Source organism: Gilvimarinus sp. DA14 (genome assembly GCF_024204685.1).
GTDB lineage: Bacteria > Pseudomonadota > Gammaproteobacteria > Pseudomonadales > Cellvibrionaceae > Gilvimarinus.
This window is the reverse complement of the sequence record NZ_CP100350.1, coordinates 1,436,495-1,451,164: the sequence shown is the minus strand read 5'-3', so window position 1 is coordinate 1,451,164 and position 14,670 is coordinate 1,436,495. Positions and strand designations below refer to the sequence as shown.

Genomic DNA, 14,670 nt, shown 5'->3' with positions numbered 1-14,670 from the left:
AAGCCCGGCATGTTCTTACATGCCGGGCTTTTTTGTGGGTGTTTGTGAGGCTTAACCGTGGTTGATCACCATCACATCGGTGTCCAGGGCATCGATCAAACGCTCGGCGGTGTTGCCGCGGCGCGTCTTAGTCATGCCGTTTTGACCCAGAGTACCCATGACCACCAAATCGGCGTTAATGTCTTCGGCAATTTTAGAGACAACGTCGGAAGTGTAGCCGTGATCCACATGAATATGGTCCGCGCTCAGGCCGGTTTCGTTAACCAAGCGGCCGCGATCCGGGTAGCTCATGGAGTCCATATAGCCGTTCACCACGTGTAAATCCGCGCCGTAAACGTCGGCAATATAGCGGGCGCTGGCGAGAATTTTGTCGTTCAGCTCGATTTGCACATCGCGGGTGGCCTGAAAGTTAACCGCTGCCAATACAGTTTTGCGTTGGTCGCGAGCACCTGGGCGAATCAAAACCACGGGGCAGTAAGCACCTTTTAACAGCTCCCACTTGGATTCAGTAAACAGGAAGCGGCGACTGCTGGCGGTTTGCGCGTGCACCGGCAAGTAGATCAGGTCGGCATTGGCGCGTTTGGCTGACTGCATGATGGACTCTTGCCACTCGGATGACCAGGAAACCTCAATCAGGTGTTCAACGCCGGCTTCGGTTAGAACCTTGCGAATTTTCTCTTCGAACCAGCTCTGGTCGCGCACCAGATTGGCATTGTAGGCGCGGGTGTCTACCGCATCGCCATCGACGGCGACAAAGACGTGCACAAATGGTTTGACCTCTTGCAGTTGTGAGGTCATTTTTACGCGTTCCAGAGCGACATGTTGTTCGTCGTTCGGGTCCACAACGACAAACATCTTCTGTTGTTTGGACATGGGTTCTCCTGCGTATCCCTGTAAAGTTAATGAGCCGTGGCTCTCTATTATGAGCCGCCAAGCATAGCAACTTGCCGCGCCCGTGGGTAGCGTGATGTTGCGCTTAAAAGGTTACAATGGCGCTTTTTTGACAAAGAGCAAGTATCCTCATGAGCCAGTTACACGCAATCGCCTTCAGTGACTTATCAGTGGATCAGCAAGTCGACTACAGTAAGACTCTGACCGCTGATGATATCGCCTTGTTTGCCGCTACCAGTGGCGATGTAAATCCGGTGCACCTCGATGCCGATTATGCGGCCACCACACCCTTCGGTGAGCCCATCGGCCACGGCATGTGGTTGGGAGCCTTGGTGTCGGCGGCTATTGCCACCCGCCTGCCGGGGCCGGGTTCGGTTTACCGTGCCCAATCACTGCAGTTTAAACAGCCAATTAAGATAGGTGATACCGCCACGGTGACGCTAACCATTACCGGACTTAAAGCGCGCGTGCGCTTGGTTACCATCGCCTGTGGTGTTCATAACCAGGATGGCGTATTGTTGGCCAAGGGGGAGGCCGAGGTAATAGCGCCCGCCGAGGGGGGCGCCGTGCCTGCGCCAAAATTACCGCAGGTTAGTGTCAGCCGCGAAGCTCAATAACTGCCGCCTTTAAGCCAACGGCGGTGGCCAGCCGCCCAACTCCTGCCAGCGATTAACAATCAGGCAAAACAGCTCAGCGGTTTTTTCCGCATCGTAAGCGGCCGAATGCGCGGCGCTATTGGAAAATTCAATACCGGCAATCTGACAAGTTTTGGCCAGTACCGTGTGGCCAAAAGCCAGGCCTGACAAGGTCGCGGTATCGAAGCAGGAGAAGGGGTGAAAAGGGTTACGTTTAATCTCGCAGCGCTCGATAGCGGCGTTTACAAACCCTAGGTCAAAGTGGGCGTTGTGGCCCACCATGACCGCGCGGGTACAGCCATTGTTGCGCACCGCGCGGCGAATACCCTGCAACAGCTCGGTCATTGCCATGGGCTCTGGGTCCGCCATGCGGTCGCTGCTTTCCAAATCAATACCGGTAAAATCCAGCGCGGACTGTTCAATATTGGCGCCTTCAAAGGGTTCGATATGAAAGGCCAGGGTCTGGTCCGGACGCACCGAGCCGTCGCTGTCCATGGTTAGAGTTACGGCGGCAACTTCAAGCAGAGCGTCGCGGGCGCTGTTAAAGCCACCGGTTTCCACGTCCACCACCACGGGCAAAAAGCCGCGAAAGCGCTGGGCCATGGGTGAGGCATTGTCTTTTTCAAACTCGGGGGGCTGGGGCTTCACAAACAATCCTTAAGCCTTGATTTGCCAGTTGATGGTTTCGCCGGCGCACAGGGGCACAATAGTTTCGTCGAGATAGGGCAGTGTTTCGGGCAGTTGCCAGGGGGTGTTGCTCAGGGTAATCCTAGCGGTGTTCCGCGGCAGGCCGTAAAAGTCGGCGCCAAAGTGGCTAGCAAACCCTTCTAGCTTGTCCAGTTTACCCGCGCGGTCAAAGGCCTCCGCATAGAGCTCGATAGCGCTGTAGGCGGTGTAGCTACCGGCACAGCCGCAAGCTGCTTCCTTTTTGCTTTTGGCATGGGGCGCAGAATCGGTGCCCAAGAAGAATTTGCGATTGCCGCTGGTTGCCGCTTCTATTAACGCTTGCTGGTGAGTGTTGCGCTTTAAAATTGGCAGGCAGTAGTAGTGCGGCTTAATGCCACCCACCAGCATATGGTTGCGGTTGTAGAGCAAGTGGTGTGCAGTAATTGTGGCGCCCACATTCTCTGGTGCGCTGCGCACAAACTCAGCGGCCTCCGCGGTGGTGATATGCTCCAGCACTATTTTCAACGCGGGAAAGTCGCGCACCACCGGAGCGAGTACGGTTTCCAGAAACACTTTTTCGCGATCAAAAATATCAATCGCCGTGTCGGTGACCTCACCGTGCACTAAAAACAGCAGGCCCTCTTGCTGCATGGCCTCGAGGGTTGCGCGGATATTGGCGATGTTGGTGACCCCAGAGTCGGAGTTGGTGGTAGCCCCAGCAGGGTAGAGTTTGCAGGCCACCACCCCCGCGGCTTTTGCAGCGCGAATATCGGCAGCCGTGGTGTTATCGGTTAAATAGAGCACCATCAACGGCTCAAATCCGCCTTTGCTGTGGGCGAGAATTCGCTCGCGGTAGGCCTGCGCCTGGGCGGCGTTGAGCACCGGTGGTACCAGGTTGGGCATCACGATAGTGCGCTGGAACTGACGTTCGGCATCGGCCACGGTGCGCGCTAAGGAGTCGCCGTCGCGCAGATGAATGTGCCAGTCGTCAGGGCGGGTGAGGGTAATTTCTCGGCTCATGGTTCGTCGCTGTCTGGTAAAGGCTCGCATCCTAGCAAAATTGCCGTTAAAGCGCAGCCGTATCGGGCCGATACCCTGAGTGAAATATCCCTTGAGGTTGCTATGTACTTAGCTGTTCGTTTATTGGCAATTGCTTCGCTCGTGATGTGTTGCGCCCCGCTGTGGTCGCCAGCAGGTTTTGCTGCGAGCTATTCTGGCCCTATGGAAACTACCCGCTGGGAGACCAACACCAGTGTATTCGCCTGCACGCTTTACCAGCAGGTGCCCCAGTGGGGACGCGCCGTGTTTTTGCACCGCGCCGGTGAGCAGCAGCGCTTTTATCTGGCCGAAGTAAACCGTCAGTTGGCACCTGGTGGTGCGCAATGGTATTCACTTACCCCGGCGTGGCGCGCATTTGGCCAGCATCAATTATTGACCCAAGCTCAGGTTGTCGAGTCAAACCAGCCGGTGATGCACGATTGGCGTGAGTCGCAATTGTTGTTGGAGCAGCTGCGCGAGGGCAATCAGTTGCTGTTGCGAGCCGAGCCCTGGGCGGCACGCGGTGAGCATGAATTTACCGATATTGTGATTGAGCCTTTGGGCTTTCGCGGCGCACTCAACGAGTTTCAACGCTGTTTGGGCTCACTGTTGCCTGTCAATTACGATCAGATCCATCGCAGCACGGTGCACTTTGCCGGCGCCTCCGAAGAGTTTATGGATGAGGAGCGTGAATTGCTGGATAACCTGGTTCGCTATGTGCTGGCCGACCCCTATGTGACCTCTATCGTGATTGATGGCCATACCGATGGCTCGGGTTTGCGCGCTGATAATCTGGAGCTGTCACAGCGCCGCGCGGAGTTTGTGGTTAACTATCTGCAGCAGCGTGGCATTCACGAGGATATGCTCCAGGTGCGCTGGCATGGTGAGCGCTACCCGATTGCTTCCAACCGCAGTGAGGCAGGGCGGGCAGAGAACCGTCGGGTGACGATTCGTGTGGATCGTTTCGAACCGCCTGCCAGCACTGTGGCGAGCTCAAGCCTTAAAAATTAAACTGAAAATGTTTCTCAGCCGGAATTTTTGCGGTTTGTCTGTGTCCAAATTGCCACTTTTGCGCGGCCCTTTAATAAAATGCTGCGCTTGGCTTTAACGATACAGAGGTAGTGTTTACATGCAGCACAGAGTGTTGGTTTATAAAGTGTTTTTGGCTACATGTTTGCTTTTGGTGGGGGTTGCGGCACGCGCGGCGGCGCTGCCGGAATTTACCGACCTTATTGAAAAAAACGCACCGGCAGTGGTGAAAATCACCACCAGCAGGACGATTACCACCCAGGCGTCGCCCTTCGGTCAGTCGCCTTTTGATCAGCACGACCTTCCGCCCTGGTTTCCCCAGCCTTCGCCGCAAGAGCGTCAATCGGGTTCTATGGGCTCTGGCTTTATCATCAGTGAAGACGGCTACATTGTCACCAACAACCATGTAATCGACGGCGCCGATGAAGTGAACGTTCGCCTGCACGATAAACGCGAATTTGTTGCCAAAACCATTGGGGCTGACCCGCTATCGGATTTAGCGCTGTTGAAAATTGAGGCCGAAGACTTACCCAAATTAACCTTTGCCAAAGCCGATTCGCTCAAAGTAGGGCAGTGGGTTGTCGCCATTGGTTCGCCCTTTGGGCTGGATTATTCCGCCAGTGCCGGAATTGTCAGCGCCAAGGGCCGCTCCATCGGCGCCAACCAGAGTCAGTATGTACCTTTTATTCAAACCGATGTGGCGATTAACCCAGGCAACTCCGGCGGCCCACTTTTTAATATGGATGGCGAAGTAGTCGGGATTAACTCGCAAATCTATAGTCGTTCGGGCGGTTCGAACGGTTTGTCTTTCTCTATTCCATCCGATGTTGCTGAGGAAGTGGTTGCGCAGTTAAAAGACGGTGGCCGCGTGGAGCGCGGGTGGTTAGGGGTGATGATTACCGATGTGGATCGTGATCTCGCTATTTCGTTTGGCCTGGATAAACCCGTGGGTGCGCTGGTCAACGACGTTGAGCCCGGCAGCCCGGCGGAAAAAGGTGGCCTGAAGCCCAGTGACGTTATTATTGGTTTTGACGGCGAAGAGGTAATTGACTCAGGTATGCTGCCACAGCTGGTGGGGCGGGTAGCACCCGGCACTGAAGTTGATTTGACCGTAATGCGTGGCGGGAAAAAGGAAACCCTCGAGGTCACTCTCGGTGAACGCGAAGTACAAGATGATGTGGCGCAGTCAGCCGAGAGTAAAAAAGGCAATAGTCTAGACCGGCTGGGGCTGCAAATTGACAATATCGATCAGCGCTATCGCGAGCGCTGGAAGTTAGACGGCGGCGTGCTGGTACGTCAGGTGGAACCCAACTCGCCAGCGGCGGAAACCGGTTTGCGCCCGGGCGATGTAATCGTACAGCTAGGCTATGATGAAGTGACCGACGTAAGCGACTACGAATCTCTGGCGGCGGGTTTGCCTGCGGACAAGCTTTTGCCGATTCGTTTCTATCGCCGCGGTCAACCGATGATCCGTACCATCCGTATAGTAACGGAATAATGTGGCATGTGATGAAGGCGGCCGCCGCGTCGCCTCTTCACGCTCTTAGCTGTATACTGGCGCCGTATTTACCTATCCGGAGTCTGTAGTGGAAAGAAATCGACTGTTTTGGGGCAGCCGCCGAGGGATGCTGGAGCTCGACTTAGTATTGCTGCCTTTTTTGGATAATGTCTATCCAAGCCTGGAGCAGGCCGATAAGGAGCGGTATTGGAAGTTGCTCGAATGTGAAGATCAGGACATGTTTGCCTGGTTTATGCATCGCCAGGACCCGGAAGATCCAGAACTGCAAAGGATTGTGCAAATTGTCCGTGATAACACAGGTAAGCCTAAAGACAGCTGAAACCTCTCTGCCGCGGCACTTTCCAGGGCGGCTCTATCTGGACGCCGATATTCTGCCGTCGTCTCTACAGCGCCGCTTCGCTCTTGGCATTATTAGCGGCGCTGTTTTTCTTACCTCAATTGCTTTTATTCCGCTATTGCCAGAATACTGGTCTGCGATGGTGGTTGTGTTTTCAGCTGAGCTTGTCTGCGGCATTTGGTGCTTGCGTCCAGCGCCCACCAGACGCCTGCGGTTGGACCACAAAGGTTGGGCTCTCGCCGAGGCGGACGGAGTTCTTTTGCCGGTAAGTCTTGAGGCTGAAGCCCGGGTATGGCCCTGGCTTGTCACTATGGGCTTGCGTTACCGCAATGGCAGGCGCCTGACACTGCTGATAATGCCCGATAGCCTGCCTCCTGCCGATTACCTGCGCCTGCGGATTTGGCTGGTCACTCAGGTCAAGGCCTAGGCGCTGACGATAATATCCTGAGCGGCAAAGTTGGTGGGGACTAAAATAGTGTCGCGGGCCACTTCGCTCATGGTGGGGTGGTCCAGAGAGTAGTGCAAGCCGCGGCTTTCTTTGCGCTCCATGGCCGAGCGGATAATCAATTCGGCCACCGTGGCTAAATTGCGCAGCTCGATTAAATCGCCGCTGACCTTGTAGTTGCTGTAGTACTCGGCGATTTCTTTCTGCAGCAGTTTAATCCGGTGCGTGGCTCTCTCCAGGCGTTTATGGGTGCGGACAATGCCGACATAGTCCCACATAAATCGGCGCAGCTCGTCCCAATTGTGCGAAATCACCACGTCTTCATCGGAATTAGTGACCCTGGACTCGTCCCAGTTTGGCGATTTGTTCGGTGCGGGAACCCGCGTCAAGCGAGAGGCAATATGTTCGGCCGCTGATTGGGCGTAGACGATACATTCGAGCAATGAGTTGGATGCCATACGGTTGGCCCCGTGCAGACCGGTAAAAGAGGTTTCGCCAATCGCGTACAGGTTTTCCAGATCCGTTTGACCGTTGCTGTCGACCACTACGCCGCCACAGGTGTAGTGAGCCGCTGGTACTACGGGTATCGGATCGCGGGTAATATCAATACCGTACTCCAGGCAGCGTGCCTTGACCGTGGGGAAGTGCTCACTGAGGAACTCAGGGGATTTGTGAGAGATATCCAGATAAACACAATCGCACCCCAGGCGTTTGATCTCGTGGTCGATGGCGCGGGCGACGATATCCCGAGGTGCCAGCTCTGCGCGCTCATCAAATTTGGGCATAAACCGGGTGCCGTCCGGCAAACGCAAATAAGCACCTTCGCCCCGCAACGCCTCGGTCATCAAAAAGCTTTTCGCTTTGGGGTGATAGAGGCAGGTTGGGTGGAACTGGTTAAATTCCATATTAGCGATACGGCATCCTGCCCGCCACGCCATGGCAATGCCATCTCCGGAGGCACTGTCGGGATTGCTGGTGTACAGGTAAACCTTGCTGGCACCGCCAGTGGCTAAAACCACGGTTTTTGCTTGGAAGACGTGTACGTGATCGTCGGCCCGGTTGAGAGCGTAGGCGCCGGTGCAGCGCAACTTGCGCGAACCCGCATCTGCCTGGGTAATCAAATTGAGAGCCACGTGATGCTCAAAGATCTCGATCGACGGGTGCTGTTGTACCTGCTCAATCAAGGTGCTGTGCACCGCTTTACCGGTGGCGTCAGCGCTGTGAATAATCCGCCGATGACTGTGCCCGCCCTCCTGGGTTAGATGATAATCGTCGGAGTTTTGTTCGCGCGTGAAATCCACCCCCTGATTAATGAGCCAGTTGATGGCGGATTTGGAGCGCTCCACGGTGAAGCGCACGGCGTCCTCATGGCACAGGCCTGAGCCTGCCACTAGGGTGTCGGCGACGTGCGCCTCTATAGAGTCGTCGTCGTCCAGTACTGCCGCTATACCCCCCTGGGCGAACCAGGTCGATCCGGTATTGACGGCGCTTTTGCTTAGAACGGCGACTTTCGCGGTTTGAGCCAGGCTTAGCGCCAGGGTTAATCCAGCGGCACCCGAGCCGATGATGAGTACATCGTGATCAAAATGTCGATTCATAGAGCGTGTTCATAATTTGTCAGAGGCGGAGTATAGCAAGAGCTAGCGACGGATTAAGAGCCTTTTGCGGTGGTGGGGATTAAGGCGGCTTATAAACGCGTATAATTAGCTCGGAACTTCTCATAGATGATATTGGTCTATGGGGCCATTGCAAGTGGCGCTATAAGCCCCGATGTTAAGCGTTTGAACAGATTATGGGTTACCGTTTGCATTGGATGCAGGCGCAGGAAATTGAGACTCACCCGGATATGGCGGGTGTTTTGGGGGTAAACGAATGACAGCGCAAACGGCGCCGGACACCGATCAGCAACTGGTCGAGAGAGTACAAAAGGGTGATAAGCGCGCCTTCGATTTGCTGGTGGTGAAGTACCAGCACAAAATTTACTCCATTATTGGTCGCTATGTGCGGGATCAAGCCGAGGTGCAAGATGTCGCCCAGGAGGCCTTTATCAAGGCCTATCGGGCACTGGATAAATTTCGCGGTGAGAGTGCTTTTTACACTTGGCTTTATCGAATCGCTATTAACACCGCCAAGAACCATCTGGTATCGCGCTCGCGTCGTCCACCCGCTTCGGATGTGGAAGTGGATGAAGCCGAGTTTTATTCGGGTTCAGATTTACTGAAAGACGCGGATACTCCAGAGAGCAACTTGTTGTGTGCTGAGATTCAGCAGACGGTGGACAATGCCATTCGCGATTTGCCTGAAGACTTGCGCTCGGCGGTCACCCTGCGTGAGATGGAGGGGCTGAGCTATGAGGATATTGCCGCAATTATGGACTGCCCCGTCGGCACCGTGCGCTCGCGCATTTTTCGCGCCCGTGAAGCCATTGATAAATCGATTCAGCCGCTGCTGTCTGGCAGCGATTAAAAAAACTGAACCCTGGCTGAACCTTTGTCGGCAGGGGGTGTCAGACCGGAACAACGGTTGTAAATCTTTGTAATTCTGGTTCGGCTGCGCTATGTTAGCGAACGTTATAATGCGCCACGATGCCAGATTCGCCAGACCATGAAAGCGCAAGGCGCTGTAGGTAAAGGTAACGACGAGCATGACAGATAAGTTCGAGGAACAATTAGCCGAATCTCTATCGGCTGCGGTTGATAGTGAAGCTTCTGAGCTGGAGTTGGCTCGTATTCTCAAAGCCTCGGCGAGCAACGAGCAAGTGCGGCTGAAGTGGTCTCGCTATCAAGTAATCAGCGCTGCAGCGCGTCGGGAATTACCAGAGCAGCTGGCGCCCAGCGATTTTGCCAGTCGTATCAGTCAGGCGCTGGATGCTGAGCCCAGCCACAGTGCACCGCGCCAATCTCGTTGGCTGGTGGGGCTGGGTCGCGTTGCGGTGGCGGCCTCAGTGGCTGGCGCGGTCATTGTGGGAGCGCAGTTCTACCAGCAAGACCCGACTGGCGCTGCCGATATGGTTGCCGATACGGCTGTCAGTCAACCGGCTCCGGCCGATGTTTCTTTACCCGCGGGCTTTAACGCTCCGGCATTGTCTGCTCGGCCGGTCAGTGCTCAGTCCGGCTATCAGGCGATTCCGCGCCGTCAAGTGGTCGTTGAGCCGCGTCGCGCCGATGTGCAGGTATCCAACGAGAAAGTGCGTATCTATCTGCAGCAACTGTTGGAGCAACACACAGATCACGCAGCGGTGAACAGTGCCAGTGGTGTCGTGCCCCACGCCCGTGTCCCGTTAATTGAAGAAGAGTAAATCATGAGTCGGCTTGCCGGCGCCTTGTTGCTGACGCTCTTGCCGCTCAGCGTTGTGCAGGCGCAATCCCCTTCGGACGAGGCTGACCCTGCCTCGTCCTCAAGTTCTTCTGCGATTTCTGAAGATTCTACTATTCGCTCCGTGAGTGAGCTGCTGGCCAAAGTTGCCCAGCAGCAGCGACACTTGAATTACCAGGGAATCTTCACCCACCAAGATACCAATGGCAGCGACAGTTTCCGCTTGCAGCACTGGGTGGATGATGGGGTTGAGTACCAACGTGTGTATTACTTACAGGGGCCTGAGCGCGAGGCAATTATCAATAAGCCACTGGGGTGCCAAGGGGCAGCGGAAAAACTGCTGCTCAATCGTGCGTCCAGCCTGCAGGAACAGCGCTCTGAGCTGGAAAAACTCTACAGTTTTCGCCTGCTCGGTGTCGATCGCATTGCCGGACGCGAGGCTACCATCTTACATATTGTGCCCCGCGATCCTTTCCGGTTTGGGTATGTGTTTAGCATAGATCGGGCTACCGGTTTGGTGACTAAATCCATCTTGCTGGATGAAAACCAACGTCCTGTGGAGCAGTTTCAGTTTGTCGAGCTGGAAACAGAAGTGCCGCTGGAGTCATTCGTTAATGCCAGTGCGCCGAAAATATCGCACCGAGTGCGCGCTGCGGATATGACCAACTGTGAAGGTACGGCTAAAGCGGAGCCAGCTTCCTGGCGCCTCGGTTGGGTTCCCGAAGGGTTCGCGTTCGCCGGTGAGCGCCAGGTGCGCAATAACATTCAGATGTTGATGTATACTGATGGTCTGTCCACCTTTTCCGTGTTTCTTGACCCTGCCGCGCAGGAAGTGGCTATAGAAGCGCGGGCGAGGCGAGGCGCTACCAACTTTTATCTCGGTGGTGTCAAAAGCGGGCAGCAGCTGTACCAGCTGACAGTGGTCGGTGAGGTGCCCGCCAGCGTGGCGGAGCGAATCGGCCAAGCACTTCAGCCTAAATCCTAACACTTGATCGGGTTGCGAAATGTTAGTCGAGTCGGGAAAAATTGTCGCTGTCGAGGCCGATGGCCTGTGGGTCGAGACCATTGTTAAGTCCACTTGCGGTAGTTGTGCGGCGCAAAAAGGTTGTGGCCAGAGTCTGATGGCGAGGTTTGCTGGCCACACGACTTTCATTTGGGTGTCTTTAGGTGGGCGCGACGCGGCCCATTACCAGATCGGTGATTCCATTGAGCTCGGTGTTCCCGAACAGGTGGTCGCCAATGGTTCGATGTTGGTTTACTTTGTTCCTCTGCTAGGTCTTCTAACTGCCACGGTGGGGGTGCATCATCTGGGGGCGGGTGAAGGGTTAACCACTTTGGCGGGTCTGGCCGGTTTAATAGCCGGGGGCGCTTTGGTGCGCTGGCGCGCCTACGTCACCCGACACGACAGTCGTTTGCAACCGGTCTTGCTGGATGATCAGCAGCCGGTTAAATTCGCCTGAATCTGCTCGCTTATACCCTCTCCGGGCATATCTACAACTCCTGGCACCTTGCTCCATAAACTTTTACTCAGCGAAGTGAGATTCTGCGCCTTGTCTTTTACGATCCAACGGCTTAACGCTGCGGAGACATCGGGGTAAGGTGTGGGTCTCGGACGCGTCGATTCTAGCCAGCGCGCGATAATCTCTGTCGATAATCTGTGAGCGGTCGTGGCGTAGCCTAGCGCTTGCAGGGCGAGGGCGTTCGACTGTTGCTCCATTTGACCTATTACCGGCTCTACCAACAGCTTTTTACCTAGCTCTATGGCTTCGCTAGGCAGTTCAAACCCTGAGCTTGAAATGACTCCCTCGCTCGAATGCAGGTGCGCCTGAAAGCCACTGCGAGAAAACGGACACAACTGTATATGCCCCATATTTTTGGCTTCTGCGAGCTTGTGATAAACGTAGAAGCGGTACCCGGTAAGGGGTTTCAGCAGCGCAAGAATATCGTCTAAATCGGCGAACGGTAGGTACACTAGAATCTGATTCTCAGTAACGGTGTTGTCGATGTCCGAGGGCTCGACAATCGGCGGCAGCAGCGGTTGATCAAAGTGGTGCCAGTGCACCCCTACCGGGGTGTCGGTGGGCGCAAACCAGCGCATAAACGTATCGGTAATCAGATTGTTGGCGCGCTTGGGAATCGGATACAAAAATGCATTCTGGTGGGAAATGCCGATGGAACGCACCCCCTGGCTTCTTGCGGCCCAGGATGATACTGGCTCGAAATCACTGACGACCAAATCGTATTGGCTCATATCCAGAGATTTGATGTCGCGATACAGTTGCAGTAAGTTACTTTTAGCGATAGTTTTCGCCATGTTGACCTTGCCTTTTTTTGTCTGCAAGGTCATTCCTTGGTAGCACTTGAAGTTGCCGAACGCCTGCATATCAAAAAAATCAGCTCGCTCGCGCCCGGAAAATAGCCAGTCTACCTGTACATCATAATTCGCTAGGGCGCGTGCCATAGAGCGTGCCCGGGTCAGGTGACCATTGCCAGTACCCTGCACGCCATAAAGTATTTTCATCCAATCAATCCTGTATACATAATACCGCCCAGCATGGCGCAGCCAGTTCCGAGAGCAGCGCCTGCGACTATATCTGAAGGGTAGTGCACGCCCAGTAAAACGCGAGACATGCCAATTAAACAGGCCAGAACATAGGCGGCGAGGGCAAAAGCTGGAAAAAATGCCAATATTAAATAGGCAAATACAAAAGCTGCCGCTGTGTGACCTGAGGGAAAGCTGAATTGATCCGACGGCGTAATCCAGCTTTCGAAAACATCAATTTTCACTGCCGGCCGATCGCGTTTGATGGCATTTTTCAACACCAAATAAAGACTCACATCCAGAGCGTAGCAACACAGTCCCATAAACAAAAAAGTTTCGCTCTGCGGGACGTCAAACGCAATGAGTGCGAGGGCTATGGTGGCGTAGAGAGGACCGTCGCCACAGCGGGAAATCCAGCGTACTGTGCGCCGGTATGGAAAGCGCTTGGTGACATGCAGCCACATAAATGCCAGCGTATCGAGTTGGTGGACTCTCTGCAAAAAAGCATTCATAGTTTCACCCGTTTGCGCGTTATCAGTGGGGACGGCTAAGAGATACCACCACAGCATGACGCTTGTGTGACAGATTCTTTATGGGGTTGTGACAAATGAAGCCAGGCAAGAGAGGTATGACTCGGGTAGTTCATGCGCTGGGGTATTCTTTGCAAGGATTGGGTGCCGCGTGGAAATTTGAAGCGGCTTTTCGCCAAGAAGTGATATTGGCATTTGTACTCTTTCCCTGTGCGTTTTTGCTCGCGAACAACCATATTGAGCTGGTGCTGCTTATTTCCAGTCTGTTTTGGGTGCTTATTGCCGAGTTGATCAACTCGGCGGTAGAGGCGGTGGTAGACCGCACAGGTACGGAGATTCACGAGTTATCCGGCCGGGCAAAAGATATCGCTTCTGCAGTGGTTTTGCTGAGCCTGATATTGCTGGCAGTGGTGTGGGGGATTATTGCCTGGCACCGATTCCTGGGAAGTTGACGGCGCAGAAGCTACTATTAGACTTGCTAAGACTATCGGCGCGTTCGCGCCTTTGATCATCAGGACGTGATTTATGTGTTCAGCTAAACCAGGGCAGGTTACCCCCGCTGCCGTAAAATTTTGCGTATTTATCGTCTTTGTTGTGGGGCTCTTAGCCTCTTGTTCTAAAGAGCCTCCGGCTGCGCCACAAGTTAAGCCAACTGTTACCGTGTATGAGGTTGTCCAGCAGCCGGTGGGTACCTACCGCGAGTTTGTGGGACGCACCGAGGCACATAAAACCGTGGATTTACGCGCGCGGGTTGAGGGTGAGCTGCTTGAGAGAGGGTTTGTCGAAGGTGCCAGTGTAAAGCAGGGGCAGCTGCTTTTTGCGATTGAGGACGCGCCTTATGTGGCTGCTGTTCAGGGGGCGCAGGCAGATCTAGAACGAGCGCGCAGTGAGGTTGAACGCACCGCCAAGGAGCTAGCGCGTGGCAAACAGCTGGCACCCGAAGGCTTTTTAAGCCAGCAGGACTTGGACAAACTCAATGCCGCAGCCAGTCAGGCAAAATCCGGCTTAAAAGCGGCCGAATCTCAATTGGAAACCGCTACGATCAACTTGGGTTACACCAGAATTACGGCGCCCTTTGACGGTGTTATGGGAAAAACTCGTTATGATGTAGGCACCATAGTAGGGCCGGCCAGTGAGCCTTTGGCAGAGCTTTCCGCAGCGGACCCGATTTACGTCAATTTCCAATTTGAAGAAAGTGCCTACGTAACCTATTTGCAGCAACGTCAACGAGAGGGAAAGCTAAGTCAAGCCCCTCCCATCGACATTACCATGCGCCTGGCGAACAACGAGATATACACCGAGCCCGGTACTTTAAATTTTGCCGACACTCGCATTGAGTCCACCATGGGGGCAGTGAGTTTGCGGGCCGAATTTCCCAATCCGGAAGGCATAGTGGTGCCGGGAATGTACGTCACCTTGTTGGTGGAGGGCAGGGACAAGGAAAATCTCCCGGTGGTACCTCAGGCTGCGGTGCAGACGGGGCAAGGCGGTTATTCGGTGCTGCGCTTGGATCAGAATAATAAAGTAGAGCAAACCATTGTCCGCATGGGCCGCCGTTTGGGCCCTATGTGGGTAGTCAAAGAAGGTGTGCAGCAGGGCGACAGAATTATTATCGATGGACTGCAAAAAGTGCGCGCAGGCATAGAGGTGGAGCCGGTACTGCGTCAAGTGGATCAAGTCACCGGGGCCATTCGTCCCGAAAGCCAATAAGCCGGGGACTGGG

Annotated in this window: 17 protein-coding genes; 11 read left to right on the top strand and 6 right to left on the bottom strand. The window is 54.7% G+C overall.

What is annotated here, in order from left to right; translation table 11 throughout:
* Positions 1–51: 51 nt before the first annotated feature.
* Positions 52–873, bottom strand: a complete 822-nt coding sequence (locus NHM04_RS06460) for a universal stress protein (RefSeq protein ID WP_254266171.1) — start codon at positions 871–873, stop codon at positions 52–54.
* Positions 874–1,022: 149 nt separating this feature from the next.
* Here NHM04_RS06460 and NHM04_RS06455 point away from each other — a divergent pair, with 149 nt between their 5' ends.
* Positions 1,023–1,508 (top strand): MaoC family dehydratase, encoded by a 486-nt coding sequence (locus NHM04_RS06455; protein ID WP_254266170.1) that lies wholly within the window; start codon positions 1,023–1,025, stop codon positions 1,506–1,508.
* A gap of 9 nt (positions 1,509–1,517) precedes the next feature.
* On the opposite strand, the gene rnt is transcribed toward NHM04_RS06455, so the two are convergent.
* Positions 1,518–2,129, bottom strand: a complete 612-nt coding sequence (gene rnt / locus NHM04_RS06450) for a ribonuclease T (protein WP_254266601.1) — start codon at positions 2,127–2,129, stop codon at positions 1,518–1,520.
* Positions 2,130–2,183: 54 nt separating this feature from the next.
* Positions 2,184–3,212, bottom strand: a complete 1,029-nt coding sequence (gene pyrC, locus NHM04_RS06445) for a dihydroorotase (protein ID WP_254266169.1) — start codon at positions 3,210–3,212, stop codon at positions 2,184–2,186.
* Between pyrC and NHM04_RS06440 the strand changes: the two genes are divergently transcribed.
* The 4 genes from NHM04_RS06440 to NHM04_RS06425 all read left to right on the top strand — a co-directional run bounded on the left by NHM04_RS06440 (position 3,165) and on the right by NHM04_RS06425 (position 6,542).
* Complete coding sequence (locus NHM04_RS06440; protein ID WP_254266168.1) at positions 3,165–4,241, top strand: OmpA family protein; 1,077 nt, start codon at positions 3,165–3,167, stop codon at positions 4,239–4,241. The genes pyrC and NHM04_RS06440 overlap by 48 nt on opposite strands.
* Positions 4,242–4,359: 118 nt before the next feature.
* Positions 4,360–5,757 (top strand): DegQ family serine endoprotease, encoded by a 1,398-nt coding sequence (locus NHM04_RS06435; protein WP_254266167.1) that lies wholly within the window; start codon positions 4,360–4,362, stop codon positions 5,755–5,757.
* Positions 5,758–5,884: 127 nt separating this feature from the next.
* Entirely contained in the window at positions 5,885–6,097 is a 213-nt protein-coding gene (locus tag NHM04_RS06430; protein WP_254266600.1) for a succinate dehydrogenase assembly factor 2, read from the top strand.
* Entirely contained in the window at positions 6,066–6,542 is a 477-nt protein-coding gene (locus NHM04_RS06425; RefSeq protein ID WP_371872598.1) for a protein YgfX, read from the top strand. The genes NHM04_RS06430 and NHM04_RS06425 overlap by 32 nt, the downstream gene beginning before the upstream one ends.
* Here the strand turns inward: NHM04_RS06425 and nadB are convergent.
* Positions 6,539–8,158: an L-aspartate oxidase gene (gene nadB, locus NHM04_RS06420; RefSeq protein ID WP_254266165.1), complete on the bottom strand. Its 1,620-nt coding sequence runs from the start codon at positions 8,156–8,158 to the stop codon at positions 6,539–6,541. The genes NHM04_RS06425 and nadB overlap by 4 nt on opposite strands.
* A gap of 274 nt (positions 8,159–8,432) precedes the next feature.
* Here nadB and rpoE point away from each other — a divergent pair, with 274 nt between their 5' ends.
* The 4 genes from rpoE to NHM04_RS06400 all read left to right on the top strand — a co-directional run bounded on the left by rpoE (position 8,433) and on the right by NHM04_RS06400 (position 11,335).
* The gene (gene rpoE / locus NHM04_RS06415) at positions 8,433–9,026 is read left to right on the top strand and encodes an RNA polymerase sigma factor RpoE (protein WP_254266164.1); all 594 of its coding nucleotides are present in this window, start codon (positions 8,433–8,435) and stop codon (positions 9,024–9,026) included.
* Between the two features lie 178 nt (positions 9,027–9,204).
* Positions 9,205–9,858 (top strand): sigma-E factor negative regulatory protein, encoded by a 654-nt coding sequence (locus NHM04_RS06410; RefSeq protein WP_254266163.1) that lies wholly within the window; start codon positions 9,205–9,207, stop codon positions 9,856–9,858.
* Between the two features lie 3 nt (positions 9,859–9,861).
* Positions 9,862–10,860: a MucB/RseB C-terminal domain-containing protein gene (locus NHM04_RS06405; protein WP_254266162.1), complete on the top strand. Its 999-nt coding sequence runs from the start codon at positions 9,862–9,864 to the stop codon at positions 10,858–10,860.
* 19 nt (positions 10,861–10,879) lie between these two features.
* Positions 10,880–11,335: a SoxR reducing system RseC family protein gene (locus NHM04_RS06400; protein ID WP_254266161.1), complete on the top strand. Its 456-nt coding sequence runs from the start codon at positions 10,880–10,882 to the stop codon at positions 11,333–11,335.
* On the opposite strand, the gene NHM04_RS06395 is transcribed toward NHM04_RS06400, so the two are convergent.
* Both NHM04_RS06395 and NHM04_RS06390 read right to left on the bottom strand, forming a co-directional pair.
* A complete protein-coding gene (locus NHM04_RS06395) occupies positions 11,311–12,396 on the bottom strand; it encodes an MJ1255/VC2487 family glycosyltransferase (RefSeq protein WP_254266160.1) in 1,086 nt (361 codons plus the stop codon). The genes NHM04_RS06400 and NHM04_RS06395 overlap by 25 nt on opposite strands.
* On the bottom strand, positions 12,393–12,929 hold the full coding sequence (locus NHM04_RS06390) for a phosphatase PAP2 family protein (RefSeq protein ID WP_254266159.1): 537 nt from the start codon (positions 12,927–12,929) through the stop codon (positions 12,393–12,395). The genes NHM04_RS06395 and NHM04_RS06390 overlap by 4 nt, the downstream gene beginning before the upstream one ends.
* Before the next feature lie 116 nt (positions 12,930–13,045).
* On the opposite strand from NHM04_RS06390, the gene NHM04_RS06385 reads away from it, so the two are divergent.
* Complete coding sequence (locus NHM04_RS06385; protein ID WP_305881962.1) at positions 13,046–13,399, top strand: diacylglycerol kinase; 354 nt, start codon at positions 13,046–13,048, stop codon at positions 13,397–13,399.
* A 208-nt stretch (positions 13,400–13,607) separates the two neighbouring features.
* A complete protein-coding gene (locus NHM04_RS06380; RefSeq protein ID WP_254266157.1) occupies positions 13,608–14,657 on the top strand; it encodes an efflux RND transporter periplasmic adaptor subunit in 1,050 nt (349 codons plus the stop codon).
* Positions 14,658–14,670 lie beyond the last annotated feature (13 nt).

What these genes read in the sequence shown, in the direction of transcription:
- NHM04_RS06455 (WP_254266170.1), top strand. Translation starts at nt 1,023, where the DNA reads ATGAGCCAGTTACACGCAATCGCCTTCAGTGACTTATCAGTGGATCAG.
- NHM04_RS06440 (WP_254266168.1), top strand. Translation starts at nt 3,165, where the DNA reads ATGAATGTGCCAGTCGTCAGGGCGGGTGAGGGTAATTTCTCGGCTCAT.
- NHM04_RS06430 (WP_254266600.1), top strand. Translation starts at nt 5,885, where the DNA reads ATGCTGGAGCTCGACTTAGTATTGCTGCCTTTTTTGGATAATGTCTAT.
- nadB (WP_254266165.1), bottom strand. Translation starts at nt 8,158, where the DNA reads ATGAATCGACATTTTGATCACGATGTACTCATCATCGGCTCGGGTGCC.
- NHM04_RS06400 (WP_254266161.1), top strand. Translation starts at nt 10,880, where the DNA reads ATGTTAGTCGAGTCGGGAAAAATTGTCGCTGTCGAGGCCGATGGCCTG.
- NHM04_RS06405 (WP_254266162.1), top strand. Translation starts at nt 9,862, where the DNA reads ATGAGTCGGCTTGCCGGCGCCTTGTTGCTGACGCTCTTGCCGCTCAGC.
- rnt (WP_254266601.1), bottom strand. Translation starts at nt 2,129, where the DNA reads ATGGCCCAGCGCTTTCGCGGCTTTTTGCCCGTGGTGGTGGACGTGGAA.
- rpoE (WP_254266164.1), top strand. Translation starts at nt 8,433, where the DNA reads ATGACAGCGCAAACGGCGCCGGACACCGATCAGCAACTGGTCGAGAGA.
- NHM04_RS06385 (WP_305881962.1), top strand. Translation starts at nt 13,046, where the DNA reads ATGACTCGGGTAGTTCATGCGCTGGGGTATTCTTTGCAAGGATTGGGT.
- NHM04_RS06460 (WP_254266171.1), bottom strand. Translation starts at nt 873, where the DNA reads ATGTCCAAACAACAGAAGATGTTTGTCGTTGTGGACCCGAACGACGAA.
- NHM04_RS06395 (WP_254266160.1), bottom strand. Translation starts at nt 12,396, where the DNA reads ATGAAAATACTTTATGGCGTGCAGGGTACTGGCAATGGTCACCTGACC.
- NHM04_RS06435 (WP_254266167.1), top strand. Translation starts at nt 4,360, where the DNA reads ATGCAGCACAGAGTGTTGGTTTATAAAGTGTTTTTGGCTACATGTTTG.
- NHM04_RS06390 (WP_254266159.1), bottom strand. Translation starts at nt 12,929, where the DNA reads ATGAATGCTTTTTTGCAGAGAGTCCACCAACTCGATACGCTGGCATTT.
- pyrC (WP_254266169.1), bottom strand. Translation starts at nt 3,212, where the DNA reads ATGAGCCGAGAAATTACCCTCACCCGCCCTGACGACTGGCACATTCAT.
- NHM04_RS06410 (WP_254266163.1), top strand. Translation starts at nt 9,205, where the DNA reads ATGACAGATAAGTTCGAGGAACAATTAGCCGAATCTCTATCGGCTGCG.